Here is an 11,876-nt window from a genome sequence, read left to right as displayed (position 1 = left end):
TCAATTGGCTTACGAAGCGTATGTTAATAGGGCCAGAGCATGCACAGACCACGCAAGGAGATGATTGCCGAGACCCGCGGCAAACTGATTGCCGCGGCACGCCAGGCCTTCGGCACGCTCGGCTATGCCGAAGCCTCGATGGATGATTTCACGGCATCGGCCGGGCTGACGCGCGGTGCGCTCTATCATCACTTCGGCGACAAGAAGGGCCTTCTCCAGGCGGTCATCGCCGAGATCGACGCCGAAATGTCGGCCCGGCTGAAGGTCGTTTCGGCCAAGCCGGACAATCTCTGGCAGGGCTTTGTCGACGAATGCACCGCCTATATCGAGATGGCGCTGGAGCCGGAGATCCAGCGTATTGTGCTTCGCGACGGGCCGGCGGTGCTCGGCGATCCATCGCAATGGCCAAGCCAGAGCACATGCATCCGCTCGATGACGGAGAGCCTGCAAAGACTGAGCGACGAGGGGACCATTCTTGCCGTCGATCCCGAAGCCGCGGCAAGGCTGGTCAGCGGCGCCTCGCTGCATGCGGCGCAGTGGATCGCAAATTCGAACGATCCCGAAGCGACGTCGAAGAAGGCCGTGAAGGCGTTCAAGGTTCTTCTGGAAGGGCTGCTCAACTGGACCGGCAGGCTGCACCAGCCTGATCGGCAATCGTCGATGCAGCCCGAGATTGATCAATCACCAGCCTGAGGTCGTTCTTTCCGGCAATCTGGCGACTCGCGCCAGCCGGCCCCGGCCGCTTAAACCCTGTTGAACATCGCACCAGCGAGACGCTAAAACATGGCCAAAGCGGCCAGGCGCGCCTATATCGGGGCATGGTCACGAGACTTTATACCCATCCGATTTTCCTCGAGCACATAACCCCGCCCGGTCACCCGGAGCGGCCGGACCGTTTGCGCGCCATAGAGCGTGTGCTTGACGACGAGGCCTTCGCGGCGCTCGATCGCGTCCAGGCGCCGGAAGGCGACGAGGCAACCATCCTTTACGCGCATCCGCCCGAATTCGTCGAACGTGTCCGCACAGCGATACCGGACACCGGCATCGCCCGTATCGACGCCGATACCACCGCCAGCCCAAAGAGCTGGCAAGCGGCCGTGACTGCGATCGGGGCTGCCAACGCTGCTGTTGACGACGTCTTCACCGGCCGTGCCGACAATGTCTTCGTTGCCGCACGGCCGCCTGGCCATCATGCCGAAAAGACGACCTCCATGGGTTTTTGCCTGTTCAACACCGCGGCGATCGCGGCACGCTACGCGCAGAAGAACCATGGCGCCGACCGCGTCGCCGTCGTCGACTGGGATGTGCATCATGGCAACGGCACGCAGGACATCTTCTGGGACGATCCGTCGGTGCTCTATTGCTCGACGCACCAGATGCCGCTTTACCCCGGCACCGGGGCTGTGGGCGAAACCGGCGCCGGCAACATCGTCAACGCGCCGCTGGCGCCGCAGAGCGGAAGTGATGTTTTCCGCGACGCCTTTCTGTCGCGCATCCTGCCGGCGCTCGACAATTTCGCGCCCGATCTTATCATCATCTCCGCCGGTTTCGACGCCCACCACCGCGATCCGCTGGCCGAGATCAACCTGACCGAGGATGATTTCGACTGGGCGACCGGCCAGTTGCTCGAACGCGCCGGGCGCCTTAGCGGCAATCGGGTCGTCAGCCTGCTCGAGGGCGGCTACGATCTGCAGGGATTGGCATTTTCAGTCGCCGCCCATGTCGGGCGGCTGATGAAGGGATAGACGATGGCTGGTGAGACCAACGAGGACATCAAGGCGATGAGCTTCGAGCAGGCGCTCGACGCGCTGGAGAGGATCGTCGACGATCTGGAGCGCGGCGACGTGCCGCTCGACCAGTCGATCCGCATCTACGAGCGCGGCGAGGCGCTGAAGGCGCATTGCGACCGGCTGCTGAAGGCGGCCGAGGACAAGGTCGAGAAAATCAGGCTGTCGCGCGACGGCAAGCCGGTGGGGACAGAGCCGTTGGATGCGGATTGAGGCGCGGCCTCGAACGACGATTGTGCTTACCGGCTTTGGACATCACCATGATTGACGATAAAACTCATCCCGTTTGAAACGGCTCCAGGACGAGAGGAGATTGCGAACGATGTGCAGAAACATCAAAACCCTGTTCAATTTCGATCCGCCGGCAACCAATGACGAGGTCCGCGATGCCGCACTTCAGTTTGTCCGCAAGCTGAGCGGAACGGCGCGGCCGTCGAAACAGAACCAGCATGCGTTCGACCATGCCGTCGAGGCCATTGCCGCCTCGGCGCGCGAATTGCTCGACAGCCTCGAGACGACGCAGCATCCGCGCAATCGCGAAGAGGTGGCGGCCAAGGCGAAGGCCAAATCCGCACTTCGCTTCGCCTGAGGGGACCGCGTGAGCTTCTTTCCCGGAAACGATCCGCAGATGGGCGATGCCTTCGCCAGCGATCAGATCGAGCTGATGGTCATTCCGAACGCCAAGGATATTGGCGGATTTCAGGTTCGCCGCGCCTTGCCGACGGCCAGGCGCCGGCTGGTCGGACCCTTCATCTTCTTCGATCGCATGGGTCCGGCAGTTCTTCGGGCCGGCCAGGCGCTCGACGTCCGTCCGCATCCGCATATCGGACTGTCGACGGTGACTTACCTGTTCGACGGCAAGATCAGGCACCGCGATTCGCTCGGCACCGAGATGGTGATCCAGCCCGGCGACGTGAATCTGATGACCGCCGGTCGTGGCATCGTCCATTCGGAGCGGACGCCGGAAGAACTGCGCGGCGCGCCGATGTCGGTTTCCGGCCTGCAGACATGGCTGGCGCTGCCGGACGGCAAGGAGGAGGTCGCGCCCATCTTCGAAAACACCGCGGCGCTGCGCCTGCCCGAAATCGATGCCGAGGGGGTCAGCGGCCGTATCGTCATCGGTGCGTTTTCCGGACTGCGCTCCCCGGTCGCCACCGCTTCGGACACGCTTTATGCCGATCTCAGGCTGGCGCCGGGTGCCAGCGTGAAAATCCCGGCCGATGCCGAGGAGCGCGCCATCTATACGCTGGAAGGCGAGGTTTCGATATCCGGTGACCGCTTCCCGGCCGAGCGGCTGCTGGTTTTCCGGCCCGGCGATGAGATCGTTGTCTCATCGGAGAGCGGCGCCCATTTCATGCTGTTTGGCGGCGCCTCGCTTGGTTCGAAACGTTATATCTGGTGGAATTTCGTATCGTCCTCAAAGGAACGCATCGAACAGGCGAAAGAAGAATGGAAGACAGGCCGCTTCGATATCGTTCCTGGAGACGAGCAAGAGTTCATCCCGCTGCCCGAAAGCTGATGCGCGTTACCGCCACATTTACATTCGCCGGCCAGCGGCATATTTCACGATGAACAGAAAATCTGACCAGGCTCGCAAACAGTGAACGCAAAGCCCGATACGCCGCTTCTCGACAAGGTCCGCGTCCCAGCCGATTTGCGCACGCTTGCCGAAGGCGACCTGCCGCAGCTGGCTTCCGAGCTTCGCGCCGAGCTGATCGACGTCGTCTCCCACACCGGCGGGCATCTCGGCGCCGGCCTTGGCGTCGTCGAACTGACCGTCGCGCTGCACTACGTCTTCAACACGCCGGACGACCGGCTGATCTGGGACGTCGGCCACCAGGCCTATCCGCACAAGATCCTGACCGGCCGCCGCGACCGCATCCGCACGCTGCGCCAGGAGGGCGGGCTGTCCGGTTTTACCCGTCGCGTCGAGAGCGAATACGATCCGTTCGGCGCAGCCCACTCCTCGACCTCGATTTCAGCCGGCCTCGGCATGGCGATGGCGCGCGATCTGTCCGATGGCCGCAACAATGTCATTGCCATCATCGGCGACGGTGCCATGTCGGCCGGCATGGCCTATGAGGCGATGAACAATGCCGGCGCACTCGATGCCCGGCTGATCGTCATCTTGAACGACAACGACATGTCGATCGCTCCGCCCACCGGTGCGATGAGCGCCTATCTGGCGCGCCTCGCCTCCGGCAAGACCTATCTGGGGTTGCGCGATTTCGGCAAGAAGCTGACTTCCTATCTCGGCGAGCGCGCCGATCGCGCCATCAAGCGCGCGGTCGAGCACGCGCGCGGCTACGTCACCGGCGGCACGCTGTTCGAGGAGATGGGTTTCTACCACATCGGCCCGATCGACGGTCACAACCTCGAGCACCTGATCCCGGTGCTGAAAAACGTCCGCGACAATGCCGACGGCCCGGTGCTGATCCACGTCGTGACCCAGAAGGGCAAGGGCTACGCCCCGGCTGAGGCGGCCGCCGACAAATATCACGGCGTCAACAAATTCGACGTCATTACCGGCGCCCAGGCCAAGGCGCCCGCCAATGCGCCGAGCTACACCAAGGTGTTTGCCGAAAGCCTGATCCAGGAGGCCCGAGAGGACGACCGCATCGTCGCCATCACCGCCGCCATGCCGAACGGCACTGGGCTTGACCTCTTCGGCGAAGTGTTCCCGGCGAGGACCTTTGATGTCGGCATCGCCGAGCAGCATGCGGTGACCTTCGCCGCCGGCCTTGCCACGGAAGGCTTCAAGCCTTTCGCGGCGATCTACTCGACCTTCCTGCAGCGCGCCTACGACCAGGTCGTCCACGACGTGGCGATCCAGAAATTGCCAGTGCGCTTTCCGATCGACCGCGCCGGCTTCGTCGGCGCCGATGGTGCCACCCATTGCGGCGCTTTCGACACCACCTTCCTGGCGACGCTGCCCGGTTTCGTCGTCATGGCGGCGGCCGATGAGGCCGAACTGCGCCACATGGTACGCACCGCTGCAAGCTACGATGACGGCCCGATCGCCTTCCGCTATCCGCGCGGCAACGGCGTTGGCGTCGAGATGCCGCAGCGCGGCTCGGTATTGGAGATCGGCAAGGGCCGGATCGTCAGGGAAGGCACCAAGGTTGCGCTGCTTTCCTTCGGCACCAGGCTGCAGGATTGCCTGGCCGCGGCCGAGGAGCTTGGCGCGGCGGGGCTTTCGACCACGGTCGCCGATGCCCGTTTTGCCAAGCCGCTCGACGAGGATCTGATCCGGCGGCTGGCCCGTTCGCACGAGATACTGGTGACGGTGGAAGAGGGCGCGGTCGGCGGCTTCGCCAGCCATGTGCTGCAGTTCCTGGCCCACGAAGGGCTGCTGGAGAGCGGCCTGAAGGTGCGCCCGCTGGTGCTGCCCGACACTTTCGTCGACCATGCCAAGCCGGAAAAGATGTATGCCGATGCCGGGCTGGACAGCGCCGGCATCGTGCGCACAGTGTTCGTGGCGTTGGGGCATACCGCGCAGGCCCAGCGCGCCTAGTTGTTTCCGCGTTTCTGCAACGCCAAAAGATTCTGCTTGGCTGCAAATGCCAGTCTGAATCAAAATCTCAACTGCTTGAATCAAATTACCGGCGAACAGTCGTAAGATACTGTTTACGCTGCCATTTGGCGATTTGCTTACCGTGTCCTTTGGCCGTTTTTCAACGCCGCCCTGCTAGAAAGTGACCGGCAGGGGAAAGAAGACCAATGAGATCGCTTTTGGGCGGCATCGCGCTAACGGCCATCTTCGCCGCGTCGGCCGTGGCCGAAACGCGCTACGACCGCAAACTCGAAGAGGCGGTGATGGGCATCGTCGCCGGCAAGATCGGCCAAATCCGTGGCGGCTTCTCCTACAAGGAGGCGCCGCAATTCGTCGTCGTGCCAGATACCTTGCCGAAGGCGTCCATTTCCGTTGACCGGCCGCGCCCGCAGGTGTCCGGCGACAGCAACGACGGTCTGACGCCGGCCGTCGAACGGCGGGTTTCGCGGACCATATTCTAGAAACTAGAACCACATGTCCCGCACACAGCGGCCATCGCTCGGCAGATCCTCGAATGTATCGAGACCGTCGAAATGATCGATCGGGAGGTCGGCGACAGCCTCCGGCGGCGCAAGCCTCACATTGACGGCGATGCGGTGGCGACCGGCGGCATCGGCGCGCAATCCGCGCCAGGCCAGGACGCAAGCACATGTTGGACAGAAGAGAATCTCAAGCGAAGGATGAGCCTTTCCAACGCGCGTATAGGCGCTTACAGGCCCCGCAAGGCGGATGCGTTCGTCGACATAGTCATACGCCCAGAGCGTGCCGTAGCGACGGCAAAGCGTACAATTGCAGGCAGTGATCGAACCGGGATCACCCTCCAGGGTCCAGTGCGCTGCGCCGCAGTGGCAGGTTCCCGTCAGCATGTTCCTCCTCCACGTTTCGACGGCTAAACGGCATCTCTTTCTTAGCATTGCGTCGGGTCTCGTGCGAGGTTCGACAAACAGCGGAGCGGCTGATGAGTTCACCCGCTTTTCCAACTATGCCTTGTCTCATCGCCAATATCCTTGCCATCATCGTTGGCATTCGCCATGAAGGCCGATGACTTCCCTTCCGCCAGCCAGCATACGCCAGCGGCTCGACGAATTGCTCGTCCAGCGCGGCCTGTTTGCCAGCCGGTCGCGTGCTCGCGACGCGGTCGAGCGCGGTACCGTGACGGTCGATGGCATCGTCGCCCACAAGCCGGGCCAGGCCGTTCTGCCTGAGTGCAACATCGTCGTTGACGATCCGGCGCAAGGTTACGTCTCGCGCGCCGCACTGAAGCTGAAGGCTGGTCTCGACCATTTCGGCCTCGACCCCACCGGTAGCGAAGCGCTCGATGTCGGCGCCTCGACCGGCGGCTTCACGCAGGTACTTCTCGAACGCGGCGCGGCGCATGTCACGGCGATCGATGTCGGGCACGGCCAGATCCACTCCGACATTGCCGGCGATCCGCGCGTGACGGTGATTGAAGGCCTGAATGCGCGCGAACTGTCGGCCGCCGATCTCGGCGGCCGTGTGCCGGATTTCATCGTCTCGGATGTCAGCTTCATATCGCTGAAACTGGCGCTGCCGCCGGCGCTTGCCTTGGCCAGGAACGGCGCAAAAGCCGTGTTTCTGGTCAAGCCGCAATTCGAGGCCGGCCGCGAGGCGATCGGCAAGGGCGGCCTGCTGAAGGACCCCTATGATGCGGCGCGCATTGCCGGCCTGATGCAGGACTGGCTCGATGCCATTCCCGGCTGGCGCTCGTTGGGACTTCATCTGTCGCCGATAGAGGGCGGCGACGGCAACCGCGAGTTCCTGCTCGGCGGCATCAAGGCCGTCGCGACCAAGCCTGCCAAGATCGGGCGGGCCGGGATTGAGAAGCGATGAGCACGCGTTTCACGATCGCAAAATTGGGCTCGCAGGGCGACGGCATCGCCGAGACCGAGACCGGCGAGGTTTTCATTCCGTTTACGCTGCCGGGAGAGGTCGTCACCGCCGGGCGGGAGAAAGATCGCGCTACCTTGATGTCGGTGCTTGAGGCCTCGCCGCTGCGAGTCGATCCGCCGTGCCGCCATTTCGGCGAATGCGGCGGCTGCGCCGTCCAGCATCTCGAGACTGAAGCCTATCACCAATGGAAGCGCGAAAGGGTCGTGCATGCGCTGAAGAGCAAGGGCATCGCCTGCGATGTCGGCCCGCTGGTGCCGTGCGCGCCGCACACGCGCCGCCGCGTCGTCTTCACTGCCCGGCGGAGCGAGGCGGGAATGCAGTTCGGCTTCGTTCGCGCGCTGTCGTCCGAAATCATCTCCATCGAGGAATGCCCGATCTCGCTGCCGCAGATCGTCGCTGCGCTCGACCGTTTGAGGATGCTTGCCGGACTGATCTGCACCACGACCAAATCGTTCCACATGGCGGTGACGGTGACCGGTTCCGGCCTCGATGTCGCGGTTCACGATTCCGGTAAGCTCGGCGAGAACCAGCGCCGCGTCGCCTCGAACTTTGTCATTGCCGAGAGGCTAGCCAGGCTGTCGGTCGACGGCGAGATCATTATCGAACCAAAGAAACCGGTCGTCCTGTTTGGTGGCGTCGCTGTCGCAGTGCCGCCGGGCGCTTTCCTGCAGGCGACCGAGGCCACCGAAGAAGCGATGGCCGACATTGTCGGCCAGCATCTCGCGCGCGCCAAAAAGGTCGCCGATCTCTTCGCCGGCTGCGGAAGCTTCGCACTGCGTCTGGCCTCAAGATCGGAGGTTCATGCGGTGGAAGGCGATGCGGCAGCACTCTCGGCGCTTGACCGGGCCTTCCGTTTCGCCAGCGGCCTGAAGCGGGTGACCGGCGAACGTCGCGACCTGTTCCGGCGGCCGCTCACATTCAAGGAGTTGAATGCCTTTGACGGCGTAGTCTTCGACCCGCCCCGCGCCGGCGCCGAGGACCAGTCGAAGCAGATCGCGCGCTCCGACGTGCCGCTCGTCGCCGCGGTGTCCTGCAATCCGGTGACGCTGGCGCGGGATCTTCGCATCCTCCTCGATGGCGGTTACGCCTTGAAGAGCGTAATCCCGATCGACCAGTTCCTGTGGTCGCCGCATGTCGAGGCCGTCGCGCTGTTGGAGAAGCCGAGACGAAGGCGCTAGCAGCTAGGGCTTGAAATGCGCACCAAAAAAGCACATTTTGAGTGTACGTCGTTCAAACTGGGCTAGGAAATTGCCATGAGCACCGCAGCCTTTGAAAATTCGGCATCGCGCTTCGGCGAGGAGCGGGCGCCGTTTCTCTCGCCGAGGCGGGTAGCCGCACTGCTAGGGGTCAATATGACTGAACTGGCCGGCCTGACCGGTCTCGCGCGCAACACGCTTGCCGCCAAGTCCGGTGCGCGCAAGGTCGACGCCGCATTGAGTCCCATCGTCCGCATCCTGGCGATGGCCGGCGAGATGGCCGGTGATGAACAGCGTGCCGCGATCTGGTTCAAACATCAGCCGATCCCCGGCTGGGCGGGAAAGACCGCCTACGATCTCGTTCGCGAAGGCAAGACTGACAAGGTGCTTGCCTATCTGGAGGCAGTCCGCTCCGGCATCTATGCCTGAACCCAGGCTGACTCTATGGCGCGCTTTTGTGCCGCGCTGGGCCCATCTGCCGCTTTCCGGTGAGGGCGCGGCCCGCTTCGGCGGCCGCTGGAATCCGATTGGCACGCCGGCGATCTACGCCGCCCGGGAACTGTCCACGGCTTGGGCCGAGTACAATCAGGGTTTTGTCCAGCACCCGGCGCTGATTGCACAATTGAAACTGTCAGGCGCCCGGCTGGCCGACCTGACAGAGGCTGATACGCTGTCGAAGCTCGGTGTAACGGCCGACATTCACCGGTGCGAATGGCGTGACATCGTGGATGGAGGCTTTGTGCCCGAGACGCACCAACTGAGAGACCGCTTGCTTGGCGACGGGCTGCACGGCGTGATCTACCCGTCCTTCATGTCGCCTGGCGGCACATGCGTCGCGCTGTGGCGCTGGAACGAAAACGATGCTCCGGATCTTGAAATCATCGATCCCGACCATCGCCTGCCGAAAACAGCGGCATCATGGCTTTAGGGCAGTTCGAGCTGCGGCGGGCACACCCGCCTCCATCTCTTCCAACGTCTTCGGCCTGCCTATGTGGGGCAGGGATCCAAATACGTCCTCTGGCCGTGTTAAAGGCAAGACTGGAACAGGCAGTGCGACTTGATCGTCGGTCGAACTGGTGACTTCTAGCTTTTCTCCGGCAGCGATCACAGTTTCCTCTCCCGACATAACAAAGATGCTGATCGCGCGCTGAATTCAAGGCTGCATAGCCAGACGGTGCTAGCCTGCGCCTGAAAGGACGCGCTCGACGAAGGCGGGCACCACTTGTGTCGCCGGCCCTTCCATCTGCTCGTCGAAACGGGAGGCCCAGCCGGCGCATTTCAGATTGAGTTCGGCTGTTACGGCTCCGGCCGCGCGTGCCTCCTCCACGAAACCTGCTGCCGGGTAGACACTCCCGCTGGTGCCGATGGCCACGAATAGGTCGCAGCGCGTCAGCGCCTCGCCGACCTCCTCCATGCGGTAAGGCATTTCGCCGAACCAGACCACGTCAGGCCTCAATTGACCTTTTGCGCCACACGCTGGACAGGCCGAATGGGCAGCGATGTCGTCGGCCCAGGTGCTGCTTTGCCCGCAGCTCAGGCAAAGGGCATGGCCCAGTTCTCCATGCATATGGATCAGTTTGCGCGAACCGGCGCGCTCATGCAGGTCGTCGATATTCTGCGTGACGACGAGGACGTCGCCTGGGAATTTCTGCTCGAGCTTGGCCAGCGCGGCGTGCGCCGCATTCGGTCGACGCTGCCCATCTGCCGCCGGCGCATATTGTAGAAATCCTGCACCTTTACGGGGTCGCGCGCAAAACCTTGCGGCGTGGCCACGTCCTGCAGGTCGTATTTCGCCCAGACCCCGTCGGGATCCCGGAACGTGGCGACGCCCGATTCCGCCGAAATGCCGGCGCCTGTCAGGATGACGATTTTGGCTTTGGACATGGTCGAAGACACTGGCATCCGGAAATATCATTTGGAAGGCGATGTTACCGGAAGGCGGCAGCCGCATCAAACCCTGGTGCCGCCGACCGTCATCTGGTTCATCCTGAGATGCGGCTGGCCGACGCCGACCGGCACGCCCTGTCCGGCCTTGCCGCACATGCCGATGCCGGTGTCGAGCTTCATGTCGTTGCCGACCATCGAAACCCGATGCATGGCATCCGGCCCATTGCCGATCAGCATGGCGCCCTTGATCGGTTGCGTCACCTTGCCGTTCTCGATCATGTAGGCCTCGGTGCAGCCGAACACGAACTTGCCCGAAGTGATGTCGACCTGGCCGCCACCGAACGACACGGCATAGATGCCGTTCTTGACCGAGGCTATGATTTCCTCCGGCTCCATGTCGCCTGCCGTCATGTAGGTGTTGGTCATGCGCGGCATCGGCTCATGCGCGTAACCTTGGCGCCGCCCGTTGCCGGTGGCCTTCATGCCCATCAACCGTGCATTCTGGCGGTCCTGCATGTAGCCGACCAGCTTGCCATCATCGATCAGCACGTTATGGGCCGAAGGCGTGCCTTCGTCGTCGACGGTCAGCGAACCTCGCCGCTCGGGCATGGTGCCGTCGTCAACGACGGTGACGCCTTTCGCCGCCACCTGCTGGCCAAGCAGGCCGGCAAAGGCCGACGTCTTCTTGCGGTTGAAATCGCCTTCCAGCCCGTGGCCGACGGCCTCGTGCAACATGACGCCCGGCCAGCCGCTCGACAGCACGATGTCGAAAGTGCCGGCAGGTGCTGGAACCGCTTCGAGATTGACGAGCGCCTGCCGCAGTGCCTCCTTGGACGCGTGCCGCCAGCTGTCCTCGACCAGGAATTCGCCAAAATCCTTGCGGCCTCCCATGCCGTAGGAGCCGCTCTCCTGGCGGTCGCCGTCGCCGACCACCACCGATACGTTGATCCTGACCAGCGGGCGGATGTCGCGGACCATCTGGCCATCGGCGCGCACGATCTCGACATGCTGCCAGGAGGCGGCGAGCGACGCCGTCACCTGCCTGACGCGCGGATCTTCGGCCCGCAGCCATGCATCGATTTCCTGAAGCAACTTGGCCTTGGTCTCGAAGGAAGGCGAGGGGATCGGGTTTCCGTCGCCGTAGAGATGGCGGTTGGTACGGGCGGGCGCTGCGGCAAGCGTGCCGGAATAGCCGCTCTTCACCGTCGAAACGGCATCGGCGGCGCGCCGCAGCGAGGCTTCGGAGAGATCACTGGAATGGGCGTAGCCGCTGGCCTCGCCAGCGACGGCGCGCAGGCCGAAACCCTGGTCGGTGTTGAAATTCGCGGTCTTCAGCTTGCCATTGTCGAACATCAGCGCTTCGCTTTCGCTGTATTCGAGAAACAGTTCGCCGTCGTCGGCGCCGTTGATGGTCTCGGCGACGATCTGCTTGATGCGATCGTCGGAAATGTCGAATTGGCCGATCAGGCTGTTCATGGCAGGTCCATTCGCAGGAGGATTGTTTCCCACGATGTAGGCGCGAAGGCCTGCACAGACAATCTG

Annotated in this window: 13 protein-coding genes and 1 pseudogene; 11 read left to right on the top strand and 3 right to left on the bottom strand. The window is 63.3% G+C overall.

The features are described 5' to 3' along the window. Positions 1-39 precede the first annotated feature (39 nt). From NKH29_RS08500 to NKH29_RS08470, 7 genes are all read left to right on the top strand, one after another. Positions 40-693, top strand: a complete 654-nt coding sequence (locus NKH29_RS08500) for a TetR/AcrR family transcriptional regulator (RefSeq protein ID WP_352846054.1) — start codon at positions 40-42, stop codon at positions 691-693. A 125-nt stretch (positions 694-818) separates the two neighbouring features. Beyond that, entirely contained in the window at positions 819-1,745 is a 927-nt protein-coding gene (locus tag NKH29_RS08495; RefSeq protein WP_352999383.1) for a histone deacetylase family protein, read from the top strand. 3 nt (positions 1,746-1,748) lie between these two features. After that, a complete protein-coding gene (locus NKH29_RS08490) occupies positions 1,749-2,000 on the top strand; it encodes an exodeoxyribonuclease VII small subunit (protein ID WP_352999382.1) in 252 nt (83 codons plus the stop codon). Between the two features lie 109 nt (positions 2,001-2,109). Continuing rightward, on the top strand, positions 2,110-2,376 hold the full coding sequence (locus NKH29_RS08485; protein ID WP_352999380.1) for a DUF2277 domain-containing protein: 267 nt from the start codon (positions 2,110-2,112) through the stop codon (positions 2,374-2,376). Positions 2,377-2,385: 9 nt separating this feature from the next. Beyond that, positions 2,386-3,306, top strand: a complete 921-nt coding sequence (locus NKH29_RS08480; protein WP_352999379.1) for a pirin family protein — start codon at positions 2,386-2,388, stop codon at positions 3,304-3,306. 81 nt (positions 3,307-3,387) lie between these two features. Next, entirely contained in the window at positions 3,388-5,301 is a 1,914-nt protein-coding gene (gene dxs, locus NKH29_RS08475) for a 1-deoxy-D-xylulose-5-phosphate synthase (RefSeq protein WP_352999377.1), read from the top strand. 206 nt (positions 5,302-5,507) lie between these two features. Continuing rightward, positions 5,508-5,801 (top strand): hypothetical protein, encoded by a 294-nt coding sequence (locus NKH29_RS08470; RefSeq protein ID WP_352999376.1) that lies wholly within the window; start codon positions 5,508-5,510, stop codon positions 5,799-5,801. Between the two features lie 3 nt (positions 5,802-5,804). Here NKH29_RS08470 and NKH29_RS08465 read toward each other — a convergent pair whose 3' ends face one another. Beyond that, positions 5,805-6,206: a GFA family protein gene (locus NKH29_RS08465; protein ID WP_352999374.1), complete on the bottom strand. Its 402-nt coding sequence runs from the start codon at positions 6,204-6,206 to the stop codon at positions 5,805-5,807. Positions 6,207-6,381: 175 nt separating this feature from the next. Here NKH29_RS08465 and NKH29_RS08460 point away from each other — a divergent pair, with 175 nt between their 5' ends. The 4 genes from NKH29_RS08460 (at position 6,382) to NKH29_RS08445 (ending at position 9,375) form a co-directional block, all read left to right on the top strand. After that, positions 6,382-7,191, top strand: a complete 810-nt coding sequence (locus NKH29_RS08460; RefSeq protein WP_352999373.1) for a TlyA family RNA methyltransferase — start codon at positions 6,382-6,384, stop codon at positions 7,189-7,191. Continuing rightward, the gene (locus tag NKH29_RS08455) at positions 7,188-8,429 is read left to right on the top strand and encodes a class I SAM-dependent RNA methyltransferase (protein ID WP_352999371.1); all 1,242 of its coding nucleotides are present in this window, start codon (positions 7,188-7,190) and stop codon (positions 8,427-8,429) included. The genes NKH29_RS08460 and NKH29_RS08455 overlap by 4 nt, the downstream gene beginning before the upstream one ends. Before the next feature lie 75 nt (positions 8,430-8,504). Further along, positions 8,505-8,876, top strand: coding sequence for an antitoxin Xre/MbcA/ParS toxin-binding domain-containing protein (locus tag NKH29_RS08450; RefSeq protein WP_023716914.1), 372 nt, complete (start codon positions 8,505-8,507; stop codon positions 8,874-8,876). Further along, entirely contained in the window at positions 8,842-9,375 is a 534-nt protein-coding gene (locus tag NKH29_RS08445; protein WP_502895932.1) for an RES family NAD+ phosphorylase, read from the top strand. Before NKH29_RS08450 ends, NKH29_RS08445 begins: the two co-directional genes overlap by 35 nt. Positions 9,376-9,624: 249 nt before the next feature. Here NKH29_RS08445 and NKH29_RS08440 read toward each other — a convergent pair. Beyond that, positions 9,625-10,331 (bottom strand): annotated as a pseudogene (locus NKH29_RS08440) (NAD-dependent deacylase). Between the two features lie 66 nt (positions 10,332-10,397). After that, positions 10,398-11,810, bottom strand: coding sequence for a metalloprotease TldD (gene tldD / locus NKH29_RS08435; RefSeq protein WP_352999370.1), 1,413 nt, complete (start codon positions 11,808-11,810; stop codon positions 10,398-10,400). Positions 11,811-11,876 lie beyond the last annotated feature (66 nt).

It is taken from the genome of Mesorhizobium sp. M1295, from assembly GCF_040318135.1.
Taxonomy (GTDB): domain Bacteria; phylum Pseudomonadota; class Alphaproteobacteria; order Rhizobiales; family Rhizobiaceae; genus Mesorhizobium.
Note: the sequence above shows the minus strand (reverse complement) of the source record. Positions and strands in the feature narration are given on the sequence as shown.